The sequence below is a fragment of the Paraburkholderia dipogonis genome, assembly GCF_046027395.1.
In the GTDB taxonomy this organism is placed as follows: Bacteria; Pseudomonadota; Gammaproteobacteria; order Burkholderiales; family Burkholderiaceae; genus Paraburkholderia; species Paraburkholderia dipogonis_A.
In genome coordinates this window covers 117,993-136,592 of sequence record NZ_JAQQEG010000003.1, presented here as the reverse complement: position 1 = coordinate 136,592, position 18,600 = coordinate 117,993, and the positions used below count along the sequence as shown (strand labels likewise).

The 18,600-nt window shown below is 58.7% G+C and carries 14 protein-coding genes; 6 read left to right on the top strand and 8 right to left on the bottom strand.

The annotated features are described in order from the left end of the window. Window positions 1–154 precede the first annotated feature (154 nt). The gene (locus PQR32_RS04585) at window positions 155–2,014 is read left to right on the top strand and encodes a hybrid sensor histidine kinase/response regulator (RefSeq protein WP_408222696.1); all 1,860 of its coding nucleotides are present in this window, start codon (window positions 155–157) and stop codon (window positions 2,012–2,014) included. Here PQR32_RS04585 and PQR32_RS04580 read toward each other — a convergent pair. After that, window positions 1,956–2,705: a response regulator gene (locus tag PQR32_RS04580; protein WP_408222694.1), complete on the bottom strand. Its 750-nt coding sequence runs from the start codon at window positions 2,703–2,705 to the stop codon at window positions 1,956–1,958. The two genes, PQR32_RS04585 and PQR32_RS04580, sit on opposite strands and share 59 nt — an antisense overlap. A gap of 2,352 nt (window positions 2,706–5,057) precedes the next feature. Continuing rightward, on the bottom strand, window positions 5,058–6,185 hold the full coding sequence (locus tag PQR32_RS04575) for an aminotransferase class V-fold PLP-dependent enzyme (protein WP_408222692.1): 1,128 nt from the start codon (window positions 6,183–6,185) through the stop codon (window positions 5,058–5,060). 232 nt (window positions 6,186–6,417) lie between these two features. On the opposite strand from PQR32_RS04575, the gene PQR32_RS04570 reads away from it, so the two are divergent. Beyond that, the gene (locus PQR32_RS04570) at window positions 6,418–7,221 is read left to right on the top strand and encodes a hypothetical protein (protein ID WP_408222690.1); all 804 of its coding nucleotides are present in this window, start codon (window positions 6,418–6,420) and stop codon (window positions 7,219–7,221) included. Window positions 7,222–7,582: 361 nt separating this feature from the next. Beyond that, window positions 7,583–7,885 (top strand): hypothetical protein, encoded by a 303-nt coding sequence (locus PQR32_RS04565; protein ID WP_408222688.1) that lies wholly within the window; start codon window positions 7,583–7,585, stop codon window positions 7,883–7,885. A gap of 240 nt (window positions 7,886–8,125) precedes the next feature. On the opposite strand, the gene PQR32_RS04560 is transcribed toward PQR32_RS04565, so the two are convergent. The 5 genes from PQR32_RS04560 to PQR32_RS04540 all read right to left on the bottom strand — a co-directional run bounded on the left by PQR32_RS04560 (window position 8,126) and on the right by PQR32_RS04540 (window position 14,473). Continuing rightward, entirely contained in the window at window positions 8,126–8,842 is a 717-nt protein-coding gene (locus PQR32_RS04560) for a transposase (RefSeq protein WP_408222686.1), read from the bottom strand. A gap of 608 nt (window positions 8,843–9,450) precedes the next feature. Continuing rightward, a complete protein-coding gene (locus PQR32_RS04555) occupies window positions 9,451–10,764 on the bottom strand; it encodes a family 16 glycosylhydrolase (RefSeq protein ID WP_408222684.1) in 1,314 nt (437 codons plus the stop codon). Window positions 10,765–11,269: 505 nt separating this feature from the next. Beyond that, window positions 11,270–11,584, bottom strand: a complete 315-nt coding sequence (locus tag PQR32_RS04550; protein WP_408222682.1) for a helicase — start codon at window positions 11,582–11,584, stop codon at window positions 11,270–11,272. A 108-nt stretch (window positions 11,585–11,692) separates the two neighbouring features. After that, window positions 11,693–13,945: a xanthine dehydrogenase family protein molybdopterin-binding subunit gene (locus tag PQR32_RS04545; RefSeq protein ID WP_408222680.1), complete on the bottom strand. Its 2,253-nt coding sequence runs from the start codon at window positions 13,943–13,945 to the stop codon at window positions 11,693–11,695. Continuing rightward, window positions 13,946–14,473 carry a (2Fe-2S)-binding protein gene (locus PQR32_RS04540; protein ID WP_408222678.1) on the bottom strand — a complete coding sequence of 176 codons (528 nt, stop codon included), beginning with the start codon at window positions 14,471–14,473 and terminating at the stop codon, window positions 13,946–13,948. It abuts the gene before it with no gap. Window positions 14,474–14,621: 148 nt separating this feature from the next. Here PQR32_RS04540 and PQR32_RS04535 point away from each other — a divergent pair, with 148 nt between their 5' ends. After that, complete coding sequence (locus tag PQR32_RS04535) at window positions 14,622–15,518, top strand: LysR substrate-binding domain-containing protein (RefSeq protein ID WP_408222676.1); 897 nt, start codon at window positions 14,622–14,624, stop codon at window positions 15,516–15,518. Here PQR32_RS04535 and PQR32_RS04530 read toward each other — a convergent pair. Further along, window positions 15,515–16,402, bottom strand: coding sequence for a LysR substrate-binding domain-containing protein (locus PQR32_RS04530; RefSeq protein WP_408222674.1), 888 nt, complete (start codon window positions 16,400–16,402; stop codon window positions 15,515–15,517). The two genes, PQR32_RS04535 and PQR32_RS04530, sit on opposite strands and share 4 nt — an antisense overlap. Before the next feature lie 241 nt (window positions 16,403–16,643). Between PQR32_RS04530 and PQR32_RS04525 the strand changes: the two genes are divergently transcribed. Together PQR32_RS04525 and PQR32_RS04520 are read left to right on the top strand one after the other, a co-directional pair. Beyond that, complete coding sequence (locus PQR32_RS04525) at window positions 16,644–17,600, top strand: amidohydrolase family protein (RefSeq protein WP_012428925.1); 957 nt, start codon at window positions 16,644–16,646, stop codon at window positions 17,598–17,600. Next, window positions 17,600–18,526, top strand: a complete 927-nt coding sequence (locus tag PQR32_RS04520; protein ID WP_012428924.1) for an amidohydrolase family protein — start codon at window positions 17,600–17,602, stop codon at window positions 18,524–18,526. Before PQR32_RS04525 ends, PQR32_RS04520 begins: the two co-directional genes overlap by 1 nt. The last annotated feature ends 74 nt before the right edge of the window (window positions 18,527–18,600 follow it).

Below are 18,600 nucleotides of genomic sequence, written 5' to 3'. Positions count from 1 at the left end.
CACCCGTGACCACCGTCGCCGCTTTCGCTGGAATGTGCCGTCTTACTCCGTTAGCCACGTTCGGTGGGGACCTGTCTAACCTGTGGTGCGCCGATAAAGCCTCGTTGATATTGCGCACTATCCGCTCACGGTGGCTTTTCCGATCAAGCAACCTATGAGATCGTCACGCTTCCTGGTGCGCAAGTTTGGCTCGGCGACTCTGGAGCGTGCGTTCCGTTTGGACTATGCGCGTCGCTACGCGGGGCAACGCAGACTGGCTAGCACCCTCTTCACGCTCACATGGATAGGGTTTTCCGTCCGTGATTATCTGTGGAGGATGGACGTTCTTGATCCGAGCCGCATCCATCACATCGGCTACGTGCGACTCGCGGGTGCCTTGGGTATGGGTGTGGCGGTATGTTTGATGTGGGGAGCGCGCGCCTTTGACGAACGCTGGGCCGTCGGATTACTAAGTTTATGGACGCTGAGCTGCTGGTTCGCCCTATTGAGGATGTTGGTCATTTATCCAAGGGCCTTGGCCGTCCCGGAAATTTTCCCCGTCCTATATCTCACCGTTTTCATGATATTCACGGCGTTCCGGCTTCGCGCAATTACGGCGGCGTGGTTAGTCGGAATATGCTTTGTTACGTTCCACCTGACGCTTTACCTCCAGCCACTGGATAACGCCGAACCGCAGTGGTTTTTCTGGCTTACGCGCGGGTCGATCGTGCTCATGATGTCTATCGTTGGCATCATCGTAAGCATTCAAATTGAACGCTCGGCCCGGCGCGAATTCGTATTCCGGCGCACGTTGCGTGCAGCCAAGGCGCGCGTTGAAACGACGTCCCGCGTGGTCAAGCAACAAAATGAACGTATGAAAGAACTCATCAAAGAGAAGGAGCGGTTCTTTTCATCTGCATACCACGACATCCAGCAGCCTCTCGCCGCGATCAACCTCTTTATCCGTAGCGCCCGGATAAAACTCGAAGATGAACACGCCGCAAGCCATGATCTCGACGTCATCGAGGAAACGGCACGCGACATCCTCGACATGTTCAAGGATATTCAGGACTATAGCGAATTAGGCTCATACATCCCGCATCTGGTGCCAGTCGATACGCAGGCCGTGCTGACGGAAGTCTTCGAGCAATACCTTGAACCGGCAAGATCGCGAGGCATCGAATTCAGAATCAGCGTGCGTCGGCGCCGCCCGCCGCCCATTGAAAGTGACCGCTCCCTGTTCAAGCGGGCATTGTCTAATCTTGTATCGAACGCGATCAAGAACACCTCCGTGGGTGGTGTCGTCGTCGGCTGCGTGGAGATCGGGGAACGGCTTCGCATCGACGTATGGGATACGGGCGTCGGTATCTCTGCCGTGCATCGGGACGCGATTTTTGCCGAGTACTATCAGGTCGACAACCCGGGCCGCGACCGCTCGAAAGGCCTGGGGCTTGGACTGTCTATCGTCCACCGGGTGATCGGGATTCTGCCGAAGCACAGCATGAGTTTCTGTTCCGTCGAAGGACGTGGGTCGCGCTTTTCCCTGTACGCTCCGATTTCTAAAATGGTACCCGTCATCGGCACGGACGATCAAAAAAGCGACGAATCCACCTCCGTCCTCAAGGGCAGATACGTCCTGCTGTGCGACGACGAGCCGATCGTTCTCGAAGGGCTGCGGCGTTTGTTCTCGAGTGCTGGCGCACTGGTGGATACCGCCGGGTCGATGGCGGGATTCGAAGCGATTCTGGCCGATGACGGCCGCGCACCCGACATCATTGTCACCGACATCCGGCTGCGCGACGGACCGACCGGCATCGAGGTTGCCGAACAGATCAGGCAGCATTTCGCCTGGGCGGGCGTGCTTCCCGTCGCGTTCATCACGGGTGAGCTGATCTCGCCTCGCGCGCTTCGCGATTTTGCCCAGCCGTTCGTGTTGCTGAGGAAGTCTTCCGCACCGGAAAGCACGCTAGCTGACGTCAGTCGGTTCGTTGCCACCCAACAGACGACAGGCGGCGGTCATGAGAGGGATCTGTGACTGGAGGGACGCCGAGTTTGATGCCTCGATCGGCCAGCATGACGATGAGTTCTGTGCGGCGCCGCAGGTTGAAATGCGCGAGCAGATGACTGATGTATTTCCTCACCGTAATGTCCTCGAGCCCCATTTTAAAGGCAATCGCCTTCGAGGGAAGTCCGCGAACCAGCCACGCCAGTGTTTCAAATTCTCTCGGAGTCAGTCCCAGGTCGGACGCGGCGCTCACTCCAGAAATCGCAGTGGACGGCGCGTCCCCGGGTCCATCTGATAGGGCCTCCGCCGTGCCCATGTCACGCCGGAGCATCGCGATGCTGGCGGCGGGCAGGAACACGCCCCCGGCCAGCACCGCACCTATAGCTGCGTTAAGCGCTGCAGGAGATGAAGATTTGGGCACGTATCCCATGGCTCGAAGTTCGATACATCGGCCGATGGTTTCCACGCGCTCGTCGGCCGATATCACAATCACGGGCAGGGACGGTCGCGATTCCTTCAATTCGGCGAGCGCGTTGCAGCCGTCACCATCGGGAAGGTCGAGATCGAGAAAAACGATGTTCAGGAGTTCGCACGACGCATGATTGACGCCTTGTGACAAGGTACTTGCGTGGAGCAAGTCGATACCCGGAAAGAGTTCTCTCAGCAGAAGCGCCAATCCGGCTCTGAAGAGCTCATGATCGTCGACGATCAGTGCGCGCATTCCGTCGTCTCCCAAAACAGCTCTCGGAGCGAACTGCAATGACTTTGCCGATGATGCTACGTCTGTAGCAATCACCTGCTTTTTTGTTGTTCCGATCAAATAATACGCGCAATGCACTTACGCCACGGACATTGGCGGCTGCTCCATATCGCTTTGTCTCAAGAGTGGCGGGATTCGCCTGTGGCTCGACAGTTCGAGCGCAGGGGAATGACCGCCGCGCCGGGAAAATGGCGATGACTGTGGCGACTTGATCTGGCGAGTGGATCACGGCCTGGTAAAGTGATCGGCACCAGCAATTTGCGGGCCATTTCTGACTGTTGGTGGAAGAATCTGGCGGACAAGATCCCGGAAAAATCAACACCTGTCTGTCAGGAATGCAAAAAATTCCAACCTTTACCACAGTTGAAGAGGCAATATCGGCGCGCGCCACAGATTCGACGGGCCCCGACAGGTCCCACCGAACGTGACTTGCGCTCGCCGCGCACCTGGACAGTTCAGGAAGGAGCGCGGTCGGGAGGCGAGTATCCGACATGTCACCGGAATCGGACGACGACAGTGCATACATCTTTCGCCCACGATTGCTGTCCGCCACCTACACATGTGCGTTGCGACGGCGTTTCGCCTGACCAAGAATGAATATGACAGCAACGCTGAGGGGCATTTGTCGAGTGTACCCGGAGCGGTCGGTCGTCGTGATGAGCTGAACCGGCATTGGCTCGTGCGAAGACTGCTGTAGGTCGGCATGAAGTGAACAGGCCCATTGCTTTAACTCCAAACGAGCTCTCTCACGAAACCTTATCAATCGATCACCATCTGTATTGCGGCTCGTGCGCGACACGCTCGATGCGCGTGGATTTCGAGCTCAGGGCTCGCGAATAACGAATCGCATGAATGGAAAACGCAACGTAGATAAAGGAACCAACATGAAATCACCATTGATAGTCGCATCCGCTGTCGTGCTGTTTGTCATGGCCGGTGTTGCGCATTCGCAAGGCACACCGCAAGCCTCTCAAGCCGCCCCGCAAGAAAACGCCGCAACACAAGCCTCTGACCCGAGTGCGGGGATGGAAGCATACGGCGGCACGCCCGACACACGGGTACAAAGCGGTGCAAAACATGCCAGACCGTGCCGGATAGATCCACAATGCAACGTTTTTTTTGGAGGGAGCTAACAAAGATCTGACGGCGCGCGAGCCATGACTGGAAAGTACCCGATGCCAGTATCGCGAAGGGGACGAAATCCTTGTCCGGCTTACCGAGTTCGCTGTCACTTTTTCAGGTGGCGCCTCCTGATAGGGGAGGTGCCTCGACACGCGAGAGGCGCGACGGCTTCGAGAGCAAGCGGAATGGGCGTCACAACGAGTATTTGGGCGGTCGCGAAGCTTGAGTTCGAAATGTTCGAAATAACTGCGCCAGTTGCAACTGGCAGGACGTCAACGTTGGTGCGGGCCAAGGCCAACTCTTCGTCGCGTCAATTACAGTAAGCCTTCGCGGGACCGCTCACTTAAAACGACGTCTCGGCCGCGCGTTGTGCGAATTCTTTCCCCGGCCGCAAGTTCGGCGTCGCTAACGCAACCCGTTGATGACGAAAAGGTGAAGAAATGAAAGTGCAGCCCTCAGCTGTAACCATCGTGCTATTCCTGCTCACCGCGGCCGGCGCTGCCGACTCTCAGGAAATGCAACCGTCAGACGTCGCTGGCCACTCATCCAGTCAGCAGCCGATAAATTCATCGCAGCGGATGATGCCGATGGACGGCGACAGTATGTGGGACTACGGAGCCCAACCGGGCGGACGAAATGGTTACGGCAAAACCCGAGACGGCCAACCGTGCGTGGTGGGCCTGTCGTGCGATATCTATCAGGGTAGTTAACCTGGGTGGCTGTGTCGCGATAAGCCAACTCGCTATCTGAAACGACCGATACGATCGATAAAACAGATGCTGAATGGGGTCGAGAGTGTGAGGGCACTGATCGAGGAAGCTGCCGTCCGACTGCTCGACACCGCCATTGGCAGCAATATCTTTCGCATAGCTGACGTAGAACCGAGCCCGCTCCAACGTCAGCTATGGCCGATCCAGCAACGTTCACCATCTTGAATTGAATGGCCGCTTCCTGGGTGGAAACGACGTCTGAATGTCCCAGTGACGGTGCGGGCGAATGACGCTTCATGGCCGACTGCTGTCCCCACGCGGAACAACCTGAAAACCGACGTTCTTCGCGATCACCGTTAAACGAGGAAAGACCGGTTTGGCCGGATAGTACGCATAGCCTCTCCGCTAGGTTTTGGGTTCCTCCCCGAGCCGTTCACGATGACGAGCAACACGTACATCTTCCGCAAAAATAAAACCCACCCTAAAGAATACTGTCGACCGCCTTCTCAAACCTCCCCACCGCCCCCTCAACATCATGCAGCTTGTCCAACCCAAACAACCCAATCCGAAAGGTCTTAAAATCCTCCGGCTCATCACACTGAAGCGGAACCCCAGCCGCAATCTGCAACCCCGCATCAGCGAACTTCTTGCCGGACCGAATCCCATCATCGTCCGTATAACTAACAACAACACCCGGCGCCTCAAACCCCTCAGCCGCCACGCTTCTAAACCCCTTATCCGCAAGAACTGACCGAACCCGCTTCCCAAGCTCAAGCTGCTCCGCTTTCACCTTATCGAAGCCGTAAGCCTCAGTCTCCTTCATAACGTCACGCAACGTCTTGAGACCATCGGTAGGCATCGTTGCGTGGTAGGCAAATCCACCGTTCTCGTAGGCTTCCATGATCTGCAGCCATTTCCGAAGATCACAAGCGAAGCTAGTGCTGGTCGTCCCTTCGATTCTTTCACGAGCAAGCTCGCTAAGCATAACCAGCCCGCAGCAAGGCGACGCGCTCCATCCCTTTTGCGGCGCGCTGAGCAGGACGTCAACGCCGCTCGCCTTCATATCGACCCACACCGTGCCGGAGGCAATGCAATCCAGTACAAACATGCCGTCGACGGCATGCACAGCGTCGGCCACCGCGCGCAAATAAGCGTCCGGCAGCATGATCCCGGATGCGGTTTCGACATGCGGCGCAAAGACCAGATCCGGCTTGTTTTCCCTGATCGCAGCGACCACCTCTTCGATCGGTGGCGGTGCATAGGCAGCCTGTCTCCCTTGTTCGACCGGGCGCGCCTTCAGCACGATCGATTTAGACGGAATGCCGCCCATGTCGAAAATCTGCGTCCAGCGATAACTGAACCAGCCATTGCGGATGACAAGACACTTCCTGTTCGTTGCGAACTGCCGGGCAACGGCTTCCATGCCGAAAGTCCCGCTGCCCGGGACGACAACGGCCGACTTCGCGTTGTAGACCTTCTTCAGAGAATCGGAAATATCGCGCATGACTCCTTGAAAGAGCTGCGACATATGATTGAGTGATCGGTCGGTGTAAACGACTGAATATTCGAGGAGCCCCTCGCGGTCGACATCGGGAAGTAAGCCTGGCACGTTTGTCTCCGGTTATGGACGAATATAAGTTTCAACAGCAGATTCTAACGAAAGCCGCCTGTGGCTGAGGCAAAAAGCGTGTGATGTCGGCCCTTCGCGCCGGTCGCCACTAAACCAGCGGAAAATCCGCCTGACGTGATGGAAAGAGCCAAGCCGTCGGTTTGAACCATCGCCATGCCCTCCGCAAACCAACCTCCAACTTGGAACTATACTGGGACACCTGGAGGATCCAATGGCCGATCACGAAAAACTGCATCCACTACGCCCGCTCCTGAAAAACTGGGTTTGGGAGCATGGACGAATCGGCACTCGTTATCTGGACTGCGTCGATGGCGAGATCAAGTTTGACGAAGGCAAGAAATCGTATTTCGCAGCCGAGAAATACACCTACGTGCCCCTTGGTAAGAACGCTCAAGACGATGCATCCAAGGATGGTCCTGCGATCCAGGAAGCGGGACTCGCCAGATTTCTGCGAGCCGCGCAGTTGGGAACGCCAGCGGAAGCCGGTTCCGTAGCGGAGGTTCAACGCGCCGTGCAGGACTGCATCGAACTCGGCCTGTTCAGCGCCTATCAACATGCGGCTCGGGAAGCATTGGCCCGCTACGCGGAAGAACCCATGTTCGAGGACGAGATCCGCGCGGCCGTTGTCGACGATATCCGGCGCATCTACGCCGGCATGCCGGAACAACTGGCGCTGTACGATTTCAGCGTGCTTTACGGCTTGCCCACACCGCTGCTAATAAGCGAGTCCCCCTTCATCGACTGGCGCGTGCGAATCAGTCCTGCACTCCCGTTTGTATCGCTTCCGCTGGGGCCTTACTGCCTGCTCGTAGGCGCGCCGTCGGGCAGGCAGAGCCGCGTCGGCTCGGTGGTCTGGAAGGCCGCCTCCGCGATGGGCCCGTTGAAGGACCACAACCGCCAGATCGCGGAGCACGCACGTCTGTGGCTGGTGGCGACTACTGATGATCAACTCGTCGCTGCACACAGCCGCATTGCTGCGGCCACGGGCTCCAAGCAAGAGGATGCGAAGCGCTAAGCGCCGCGCAAAAGAACGTCGGCGGCGAGTGACTACCGGTCATAAATATCGCGGGATCGCTGACGTCCGTGTTTGGCCGTAAATCGATACGGCAATGTCTCCGCAGCCACGTCCGGCCGTTCGGTGCGAGCAGCCAATTTGCTGACAAGCAACGCATTTTTGATTGGGATGCGCGCCGAGGTGATGGCGTGGCGAACGCAACCTGCTGCGCGCGCGACGGTCGCCTCTAAGGGTTTGTACTTATTTCCACAACATTGTTTTGTTTTGCAGATACTTAATTGCGAGCAGACCCCGGCCTAGACTGCAATCACTGAAACGCAAACGGGCGTTTGCGGACAAACGAAGTCTAGAGGTAAGCATCATGAAACTCGTTCAATCGCTCATCGTCGCAGCTGCTCTTGCAATTCCCGCTGTCTCAGCTTTTGCTCAATCGAACGAAGCGGTCGCTCCGACCAATGTTCAGGCCGCACAAACTAGCGTGAATCCAGGAAGTGGCGCTGCGACCGATCTTGGCGGCGTCGCTGACGGTACTTCAGCGTCAGGCAGCCATCATGAACTGCGTTCGTTCGGCACCGCTGTCTCCCACCTGGGACATAAAATTCAAGGCTCTATTCGCCCGGACCCGAATGATGGAATGAAGCCCGTATTTTTCGGCGGGGCGTAAATTGACCGGATTGATTGCACAGCCTTGCGTCGCCGATTGAGTGGTGTGCAGACGTCCTTGGTCTGTTGAGGGAATAACGTTATGACGCGCAGATTTATCTGCGCGTTTTCGCTTTCAGGAATCTGCCGCTGGAGTTGTTTGGCCGAGTGACGGGTTTCGAGCGGATCGATTGACAGCAACGGGTCGATCCACGCCCGGCGATTATCGGTGCGGATCGAGTTTCCTTCCTTGCCTTTTTGATTAGCCCACGTGTGCGACAACGCCTGTCGAGCGAACCTTGGGTGGCCGCTCACGCAGCAGCAGGGGCATCAAACGCCGGTTAGCCGTCTGCGCCGCCCACTCGCAATACTCGGCGCTGCCGAGCACCCAGCCCTCGAGCGTCGACTGCATCAGATCGTTGACCTCGCGTTCGTCAAGGGGCTGTGCGCTCAAATCGCGGTAAGCCTGGTGGCGCTCGTACGGTGTATTGCCGAGCGCCCGGTAGAGTGAATGGTCCTTGATGAAGCTATCGACACGCAGCCCGATATGGTGCGTGTAACTCGACCACCGGTAGTTTCCCGGCTCGGCTACAAGGCGGTTGCGCACCGGCGCATGATCGATGACCTGGCTCGCGAGCAGGAAATAGCGGTCGGGCTCGATGACTGTTGCCCGGTAGTCGCCACGCCACACCGTACCGCGGCGTCCATGACGCCGGTTGAAGGTCTCGACATAGCGACGGCCGATCGCCTGCATCGCCATGGCCACGCTCGACTCGTATGAAGGCGTCACGAGAAACTGCACCGCGTCCGGCATGAGTACCCACGCATGGACTGCCAGATCGGCGACGCGGGCTGCGTCTGCCAGACAGGCGAGGAAATACAGGTAGTCTCCTTCGTCCAGGAAAGCGGGCCCTGTGAGCCCCTGCAAGATAACGTGCTGCGGTTGGTCTGGGACGTAGTGCCGTGCAAGCCGTGTCATGCTGAATTAACCGGGAATCCGATGTGAGAAAACGATCCGACAGGTATCGCGCCATGACGGCGCGTAACCTGCGTATTGGACGAAATTCTATCGGTCATGCGTCGGAGTCTGAGTCACGAACAGGCCTTTTTTGTGGCCTCTTTTCGTTGATTTGCCAATCGCAACACATCTTTCTTATGCCGCCGCTGAATAGCAGCGCCGCGCTATACACCTCCAGACGCTGTGCCTGCGCGCCATCTGACACCAATACATCAGACAACACGACGGTACGGCGATCGAAGGGCCCAGGTCTCCCATTCGCATCCCACCTGCACGGGCAAAGCTCAGCATATGGAGTTGGTGAACTTGATCAGTAGGTATCCGAACAATAACGATAGCCTCCAATCCGAGGCCTTGGGCGGTGGCCAGCGTGACCGGTTCTCTCGGCATTGGCCGCCCGCAGATCCAGTCTTCGGGCGACTCTCAGACAGAGTCGATCCCTTGGAGAAACTGCCAACCAGTTGGTGGTGATTCGATGATCGCAGAGGCGTGAACGATCGCTGGTGGCGAAGTACGAGCCATTGCAACCGGTCTTTCGGGAGGCCGCTTCCGCGGCCTCCTGAAGATCGTTAGTTAACCCGAACGAACTTAACGTTTTCAGCGCGGGCGCAGCCCGATCCGCTCGAAGTCATGCTCACAGTCGTGCCGGTGCCGGCCGGTACGGCGATCGGCGCAGCGGTCACCTTGACCCAGCCCGTCGTGCCGGTGGTGCCATTGACCATGGTGGTCTGTCCCGCGACAGCGAGCGCCATGTTGGAATCGCTGTTGGCGTTCACGATGTTGTAGTAGTAGACGTCGTAGTTGCCGGCGTTCTGGATCTTCGGGGTCCAGGTGGCGACGTTGCCGCCTACGTTACAGGTTGCGTAGCGCGTCTTGTAGTCCTTCGTCCAGCCCGCGAGGCTGGAGGTGTACCACGTGCCAACGGGTTCCGCATAACCCGAGCCGGCGTCGTTGTAGTCGACGTAGTAGTCCTTCTGCCAGTAGCGAACATAGTCGAAGTAGATCTGGTCGGCCGACGCCGTGGGCAAGGTCGAGCCGGATGCAACGTCGGTCAGCCAGATCGAGACCGGATCATGCGTGTCGGCGCTTGGCGGATAAGCGATCGGGGCCGGAGACTTCGTCACTGCCACGCCGTCGATGTAGAAGGTAATCGAGTTTTCTTCCCAGTCGACGCCGTACGTATGGTAGGCAGTTGAGAAGTTTTGGCCGGTAGCGAAGCCTGAATAGACGTAGGGATTGGTGGTCAGTTCTCCGGCACCGCTCCCCGTAAACGGGGGATACCACTTGAAAAGGTTGTGCTGGATTTTTGTCAGGCTGGCGGAGTTGATCTCGAAGACGTCGATCTCGGTTCGCCTATCGGTCGTGAACGTATTCGACCCATCGCCCTCTTGCAGCCAGAAGGAACTGTGCCAGCCCGGAGTGGAATTGATCTTGATGGACGTCTCGTAGTAGCCATAGCGGAACCGCTGCTTGCTGATAAGCCCGCCACCGGTGTAATGCTGGGTGATGATCGTGCCATTGGGCCCCACGACGTTGGGCGTGTCCTGCTTCAGGAGGCTCACGATCATGTTGCCATTGGCCACGCTCACGTTCGCGGGCGTCTGCACACTGTTCAACTGCGACTTATATTGATCCGTGCGGTAGTTCCACTTCGTGGTGTCAACGCCCGTGCCGTCCGGTTGCGTACCGTTGAAGTCGTCGTTGAACGCGGGATTGGCGATCACGTCCGCAGTCCACCCATTGCCGCTGACTACGGGCGGGTTCGCATGAGCGGCCGGAGCAAGCAGGCTCAGAAGGCCAGCGGTCGCAACGAATGCGCCGGCGGCGTGAATAGACCGAATCGCGATCAATGGTGCGCGCGGGCGCGAGACCGATGGTTTCATAACTCCCCTCAATGTTGGAAATCAATGGTAAGTTCCAGTGAACGGAACAAACAGAGACTACTTGGCAATGAGCGGTGCGAAAATAAGGGTAAGCGCCAGGAATTTATCCCATACAACGGAACGTAAACCTGCTATGTTCCATTCATTGGGTTTATTGGGTGGGCTCACGAATCGCGTCCGTGCCGTCGCGGCGACCGGGCATGTATGGACGGTTGGAAAAGAGGTGAAGCGCGATGCCGCCCGTGAACTCGCTCACGCAATGCTCGGCGAACGAGATGTGCCAGAGTCGGCGAAGTGTGAAGTCGTGTTTGTTGTTGGCTCCGCAGACGGCAAATCGAGCCTGCGGGTTCCAACCGGGCGTAGGACAGCTCCTGCCGAGCACACGTGCAGTGTCGGCTGCCTTCTTAGCCGAAAGAGAATGGATGAAAAACGGCTTCGCAACATGGCGCGCCGCCGGCCGCGCAGTTTGCCCTCGGGTTAGGGCTGCTTCAATCGTCTCTTCTTTCTACGCGTCTTTCAGCCAAGGCATTTCCACAGGCGACACCACCAGTTGTCGACCCTCACGCTTGAGTTCAAAGATGAATCCGACCAGGATCATAGAGTCGGCATAGGGGATCGGAAACACGTGAGGATTTTCCGCCGCGCGCAGCGGGTGCGCGGGCGTGTCCGCCGTTGCCGCGGCGTTCGCGCGGACGCTTTCCAGTTCGTCAGCCATAGCCTGCCCACTGACTTTCACGACGCGGCTGCGCAGGTCGCTGAACGGTTCGATACGCGCCCCGTCTTCGTTGTATTCGGGCACTTCATAGATGAACCAAGACATTTGCAGCTCCCAGGAAAAGGGCAGCCATTCTAACAGTGGCGTAATCGGTCGCGGATTCAACCGGTCGATCCAATCGCTTGATGAAATCGCGCAACCGCAGGCTCAAGGCTATGCTTTCCTGCCTACTTTCTCCAACTCAAACGGCGTATCGCGCAACCTCTTCCCGGTCAGCTTAAACACCGCATTAGCCACCGCCGGCGCCACCGAGGGACTGGACAATTCGCCAACACCACCAGGCTTCGACGTATCCCCCTGCACAATCAAAACATCAACCTCCGGCATATCACTCATCCGCATAACCCGATAAGTATCGAAGTTCTTCTGCTCCACCTGCCCATGCCGAATATCAATGCGATCAGCGGTTGCATGCCCTAAGCCCCACATCAACCCACCATAAAGCTGTTCCTCGACCCCACCAGGCGAAACAGCCAACCCACAATCCGCGACACAAGTCAGCTTCTCAATCACAACCCGATCACCTTTGCGAGCCACCCGCGCAACCACAGCAACATAACTGCTATAAGCCTGATTAGTCGCCACGCCCAAAGCAGTCCCAGCAGGCAACGCCTTCCCCCACCCAGCCCGCTCCGCAGCCTCTCGCAAAACAGCCTGATGCCGCGGATCCTTCATATGCGCAAGCCGAAACTCAACCGGATCCCGATGCCCCGCATGCGCCGCCTCATCCATAAACGACTCAACCGCGAACACATTCGGTATATAACTCACCGCCCGATACCACCCAGTCGGCACCCCGGTCTCATGCCGCACCCAACCAATATCCACATGCGGCGCCCCGTAAGCGAACTCATACTTGCTGATCGCTTCAGTAGTGCTGTAATCCATCCGATCCGGCCGATCGAAGTACCCAGGCTCCCACTGTTCCGGCGAAGCAGGCATCACCGCCCGCAATTGCAGCGTCGCCAAATTCCCGCGCTTATCGAGCACAGCCTTCGCCCGGTGATAACTCGCCGAATGATAGTAAAGCGCACGCATTTCATCTTCCCGGCTATTCATCAACTTAACCGGCTTGCCAACCTTCAACGCAAGCCACGTCACTTCAAAAAGCCAGTACTTCGACTCACGCGATCCAAAGCTCCCACCTGACACAAGCTCATGCAGCACCACACGATTCGCCGGAACACCGCCGATCACGTCAGCCGCCTCCTGCACCGTCGAAGGCACTTGCAATCCACCCCAATACTCGATTCCACCGTCCTTCTTGGCCCAAGCAGTAACGTTAATCGGCTCAAGCGGGTTCGCTGCCTTATAAGGCATCGAATAAGAAGCCTCGATCACCCGAGCCCCACGCGGCCAGGCAGTCTTCACATCTCCACTCTGAACAGTCGGCACCACGCGCGCCGTCGGATCATCGAGCCACGCCGCCTGACGCGCAGCAAGCGTGCTGCTATCGAAAGTCTCAAGCGGACTATCTTCCCACTCCACATGCAACGCAGCCTGTCCCTTATGCGCCGACCAGTAGTCATCGGCCAACACAGCCACACCTGCCTGATTGCCACCGAGAATATCGGGCCGCCCAGGAATCTGCAAAACCTGCCGCACACCGGGCACGGCCAACGCGGCTTTGGCATCCACGCTGCGCACGCGTGCGTCGATTACCGGCGCGCGCGTGACGACCGCGACGAGCATGCCCGGCAACGACACGTCGATGCTGTACGGAAACGCGCCCCTCGCCTTCTCCGCAGCGCCGCGTTTCTTCTGCAATTTGCCGATGTATTTGAACTGCGACGGGTCTTTCAACGCGACGTCTTTCGGCGCGGGCAATCGCGCCGCGACCTGCGCAAGCGAGCCATAGTTCGCACGCTTGCCACTAGCCTTGTCGATCACGAAACCGTTCTCCGTCGAGCACGCCGACGGCGCCACATTCCATTGTTTCGCCGCAGCGGTGATCAACATCGCGCGCGCCGTCGCGCCTGCACGTCGCAAGCGATCGTATTCCAGCGACACGCTCGTACTGCCGCCCGTCGAAAACACCTTCCACAACGGATGAATGTAGTCGCCGTAAAACGGATTCTCCGGCGTGATCACATCGACGCGAAACAGATCGACGTCCAGTTCATCCGCGACCATCGCAGCGAGAGCGGTACGCGTGCCCGTGCCGGAGTCGTGTTTATGGACGACGAGCTTGATCGTATCGTCGGGTAGCACGCGCACCCACGCATTCGGTTCGAATTCACCGGCCTGCGGTTTGGGGTCGCCGCTTTTGTTGTCGCCCTTGGCGAACGCTTCGGGCAACTGGAAGCCGATCGCGAGACCCGAGGCCAACAGTGCCGAACTCTGTTTGATGAAGCGACGGCGCGCAGCGCCGCGAGCGCTGGTCAGCGCTTCTTTGTCGTTGCGCATTCAAGCCTCCTCGTTCGTGACGTGAGACGAGCAGGCGGACGCGCAAGCAGGCATCTCTACAGCCGCCAGCGCCGGATCACCCGACGCCGCCCGCTTGATCGCCTTACGAATCCGCGAGTACGTGCCGCATCGACAGATGTTGCCGGACATCGCCCTCGTGATCGTTTCATCGTTGACGGTCGGCTTGTCCTTGAGAAACGCGGCCGCCTGCATCAACTGACCGGACTGGCAGTAGCCGCATTGCGGCACATCCTCGGCGACCCACGCGAGTTGCAGCGGATGCCGGCCGTCCTTCGACAATCCTTCGATCGTCGTGATACGTTTGCCGGCCACGGCGACAGCGGGCAGCAAACAGGAGCGCACCGCCTCGCCTTCCAGATGCACAGTGCACGCGCCGCAAAACCCCCCGCCGCAGCCGAATTTCGTGCCGGTCAATTTGAGCCGGTCGCGCAACACCCACAACAGGGGCATGTCTTCCGGTACATTGTCGAGCGAGTGCCGCGTGTCGTTGACCACGATCTCGATCATGCGCTGTCTCCTGAATGTCGTTGTGCAGCGCGGCGCATTGCGTGAGTGGATGCGTGACAAGGGCCGCGTGCTTGCGGCCATTATTGAAAGCCGTTAAGCGCAACGCCAGCGACCATTTCTTCCATCACCCGTAAGTCCGGCTAACACCATGTTGAAGCGCTATCCGTCCATTCAATCGATGCAAGCCTTCCTGCAGGCCGCGCGCGTCGGCAGCTTTTCGAGCGCCGCGCGGCAGTTGTCGCTCACGCATAGCGCGATCAGCCAGCAGATCCGCACGCTCGAAGAGTTCGTCGGCCAGCCACTCTTCGTGCGCGAAAGCGGCCGCGTGGTGCTGACGGATGCCGGCGTGCTGTTCGCGAATCAGTTGGCGGATGGCTTCGAACAGATCGATCGCGCGTTGTCGTCGGTGAAAGAGCGCACGGTTAAGCAATCGATCACGCTCGACGTCGATCCCGAACTCGCGCAGAGCTGGCTGGTGGCGCGTCTGCCGGCGTTGCTCGGCGCGTTGAGCGGCACGTCGCTTACCGTGCTGTCCACGCCACGTCATGACCGCAGCGCGTTCGAGCGCGTGGATATTGCGTTGCGGTATGGGTATGGAGAATGGGACGGCTTCGAAAACGCGCTGATTTGTGGCGATCGTTTGACGGCGGTGGGTTCGCCTTCGTTATTGCAAGCGCGCGGACTCAGCGTGCCGCTCACACCTGAGCAGCTACTGGATTTGCCGTTGCTCGGTTATACAAAGCGTTCGTGGATTCCCTGGCTCGCCGCTGCGGGCCTGCCTGAGGTCGAGCCTGACGCGGTAGCGGTTTTCGACAACGCCGCGGGTTTGATCGCCGCGGCCAGCGCAGGCGTGGGCGCGGGCTTGGCGCGTGGCCTCCTCGCCGCCGACGCCCAACGCAACGGCACGCTAGTCGAACTCACGCAAGTGGAGATTCCCACGCACTACAACCTCTACGCCGTGTGGCCGCGCGAGAAAGCGGAGCGCGTGGCGCCATTAATCGCCGTGATCCGCGAGTTGGTCGCACGAACTAACAGCGCGGGTTAGGTCGCGCTGGCAGCCACTTCCCGCACGGTATCGAGAAACAGCGACAATACCGGCGAAGGCGCCTCAGCACGATAACGCGCGTGCAGCGACACTTCGGGACGCGGCGCAGCCACCGGCACAAACGCGACACCGCCCGTCGACAATTGCCGTGCAGAAGAAGGCAGCAACGCCACGCCCAACCCTTCGCGCACGAGACACAGCAGCGTATGCACCTCGACCACTTCCTGTTCGATCCGCGGTGTAAACCCTGCCTCTACGCAACAGTCCTGTAGAAAGCGCGCCAGTTGCGACTGCCGCAAACCGAACGACACGAAGCGCTCGGCCTCCAACTCACGCAACGCAATCTCATCACGCGACGCCAGCGCATGCCCCAACGGCAACGCGACCACCGCCGACTCACGCATCACCACTTCGCTGCGAATCTCCGGGTCTTCATGCGAGACCCGGAAAAAACACACATCGAGTCGCCGCTCTTTCAACGCGAGAATCTGCGCGGCCGGCGTCATCTCATGCAGCGTCCACCGCACTTGCGGATGCTTCTCCGCGAATACCCGTAGCGCGCGAGGAATCGGCTCGACCATCGCCGAACTGATGATGCCGATCTCAAGACTCCCCACTTCGCCACGTCCTGCGCAACGCGTCAGATCGATCGCGCGTTCGAACTGCGCGAAGATCAACGGCACCTGTTCTTTAAGTGTTTTCCCTGCATCGGTGAGTTCGACACGATGCTGCGAGCGCATGAACAACGCGGTGCCCATCTCCTCTTCGAGGATGCGAATCTGCTGACTCAGCGGCGGCTGGGAAATGTGCAGGCGCGCGGCTGCCCGGCCGAAATGCAGTTCGTCGGCAAGCACCGCGAAGTAACGCAACAGCCGGATGTCCATATCGCAAACGTATCAAGATCGTGGTTAAAAAATATTGTACAGAGCGTTTTTATCTTGTGAGACTGCATCGCAAGCAGCAGTGCACATCAGTGTGACACTCGATGCCGGCGAGGGGAAGGCGCACAAACACTGCGTCTTGCAAAGGGCCGCATGGGCAAGCCCAACGGGCTGAGTTCCATCGATGCGCCTGCCCGCGATCCGGCAACTGGATACACCAGTTCCTCTCAAGGAGATCGAGTACATGATCATCGACACTAGCTGTTATCCGACCAACCTGGTCGACCTCGCGTGGCGCCATGACGGCGAGCCATTTTCCGGCGAGCGTCTGATCGAGGTGATGGACGGCCCTTACATCATCAACGGCAAGCCTCGCCGTATCGACAAGGCCTTCATTCAGCCGCCGCAAGGCAACACCATCTATACGTGGACCGACGGCGAACGCTCGGGCCGCGAGTCGATCGACGACTACATGGCGTACACCGTGGAATGCGTTCAGAAGTACCCGGACCGTCTGCTCGGCTGTTTCGTCTACAACCCGCGTTGCGGTCCGGAGAACGGCGCTGAAGCGATCGAGTTCTATGCGAAGGAACACGGCTTCAAGATGGTTCAGTTGCAGGCCAACATGCATGCATACCGTCCCGACCGCGCACTCGACTGGCTGCGCCCCGCGTTGCGCAAATGCGCGGACCTCGGCCTGCTCGTGAAGTTGCATACCGGCGACGGTCCGTACAGCATTCCGAGCGAGTGGTATCCACTAATCCGCGAATTCCCGTCGGTGAATTTCATCATGGCGCACTTCGGTGTGCAGACGGGTGGCGTGTATTGCTTCGAGCCGTATCAAATGGCGCTCGATACACCGAACGTGTATTGCGAATCGAGCTGGTGCCTGCAATCGCGGATCGTGGAATTCGCGAAGGTGCTGCCCACGCACAAGATTCTCTACGGTTCCGATACGCCGCCGAACGAGCCGGGCATGTGGCTGCGTTTGCTCGAAGTGTTGTGTCACGAACCGCCGCAAGGCCTGAATCTCGACGAAGACACGCTCGAGGATTATCTCGGCAACAACCTCGCCCGCATGATCGGCATCGAGCCGAGCGCGCCGCCGAGGAGCGTGGAAGAAGCGCAAGCCTATCTGAAACACCATGCCGGCGCCGCGAAGAAACACGCGGGCCAGGCTGACTACGCAGGAGCCCGCTGATGATCATCGATACCCATCTGCACCCCACGAATCTCGTCGACGAAGCGTGGCGCCATACCGGCGAGCCGTTTACCGGCGAACGTCTGCTGAAGATGATGGACGGTCCGTACATCATCAACGGCAAGCCGCGCCGAATCGACATGGGCTTCATTCAGCCGCCGCCGGGCAACACGGGCTATCGCGACGGCAATCGACGCGGACGTGAAGGCATTCGCGATTACATGTCGTATATCGCCGAATTGACGCAGAAGTACCCGGATCGATTTATCGGCAACTTCACGTACAACCCGCGCTGGGGTCCGGAAAACGGCGCGGCCGAACTCGAATTCCACGTGAAGGAGTACGGCTTCAAGATGCTCAAGCTGCACGCGAATATGCACGGCTACCGGCCAGATCGCGCGCTCGACTGGTTGCGTCCCGCGATGAAGAAGTGCGCTGAGCTAGGTGTGGTCGTGCTGATTCACACCGGTGACGGACCGTACACGATTCCGACGCAGTTCTATCCGATCATCCGCGAATTCCCGATGGTGAATTTCATCATCGGTCACTTCGGAATTCAGACGGGCGGCAACTACTCGTTCGAAGCGTTCTGGATGGCGATGGACACGCCGAACGTGTACTGCGAGTCGGGCTGGTGCTATCAGTCGCGCATCGTCGAGTTCGCTCGCGAACTGCCGCGCAACAAAATCGTGTTCGGCACGGATTCGCCGCCGAACGAGCCGGGCATGTGGCTGCGCGAACTGGAAATGCTGTGCGGTCCCGCGCCACAAGGCATGAATCTCGATGAGGATGGTCTCGAAGACTATATGGGCAACAACATTGCCCGTCTCGTCGGGATCGAGCCGACCAAGCCGCCGAAGGATCTCGCTGAGGCGGAGAAACGGTTGAAGGCGACTTATGTGAATGACGTCACGCAGCCCGCTTAACGCTGACTGACTGATGTTTTAAAGCAGGCGCGGTCAGCGCCGCGCCTGCCTCGGTTGCTTCACCCAGCGGCCCA

What these genes read in the sequence shown, in the direction of transcription:
- PQR32_RS04550 (WP_408222682.1), bottom strand. Translation starts at nt 11,584, where the DNA reads ATGTCTTGGTTCATCTATGAAGTGCCCGAATACAACGAAGACGGGGCG.
- PQR32_RS04555 (WP_408222684.1), bottom strand. Translation starts at nt 10,764, where the DNA reads ATGAAACCATCGGTCTCGCGCCCGCGCGCACCATTGATCGCGATTCGG.
- PQR32_RS04525 (WP_012428925.1), top strand. Translation starts at nt 16,644, where the DNA reads ATGATCATCGACACTAGCTGTTATCCGACCAACCTGGTCGACCTCGCG.
- PQR32_RS04540 (WP_408222678.1), bottom strand. Translation starts at nt 14,473, where the DNA reads ATGATCGAGATCGTGGTCAACGACACGCGGCACTCGCTCGACAATGTA.
- PQR32_RS04520 (WP_012428924.1), top strand. Translation starts at nt 17,600, where the DNA reads ATGATCATCGATACCCATCTGCACCCCACGAATCTCGTCGACGAAGCG.
- PQR32_RS04530 (WP_408222674.1), bottom strand. Translation starts at nt 16,402, where the DNA reads ATGGACATCCGGCTGTTGCGTTACTTCGCGGTGCTTGCCGACGAACTG.
- PQR32_RS04585 (WP_408222696.1), top strand. Translation starts at nt 155, where the DNA reads ATGAGATCGTCACGCTTCCTGGTGCGCAAGTTTGGCTCGGCGACTCTG.
- PQR32_RS04545 (WP_408222680.1), bottom strand. Translation starts at nt 13,945, where the DNA reads ATGCGCAACGACAAAGAAGCGCTGACCAGCGCTCGCGGCGCTGCGCGC.
- PQR32_RS04535 (WP_408222676.1), top strand. Translation starts at nt 14,622, where the DNA reads ATGTTGAAGCGCTATCCGTCCATTCAATCGATGCAAGCCTTCCTGCAG.
- PQR32_RS04560 (WP_408222686.1), bottom strand. Translation starts at nt 8,842, where the DNA reads ATGACACGGCTTGCACGGCACTACGTCCCAGACCAACCGCAGCACGTT.
- PQR32_RS04565 (WP_408222688.1), top strand. Translation starts at nt 7,583, where the DNA reads ATGAAACTCGTTCAATCGCTCATCGTCGCAGCTGCTCTTGCAATTCCC.
- PQR32_RS04580 (WP_408222694.1), bottom strand. Translation starts at nt 2,705, where the DNA reads ATGCGCGCACTGATCGTCGACGATCATGAGCTCTTCAGAGCCGGATTG.
- PQR32_RS04570 (WP_408222690.1), top strand. Translation starts at nt 6,418, where the DNA reads ATGGCCGATCACGAAAAACTGCATCCACTACGCCCGCTCCTGAAAAAC.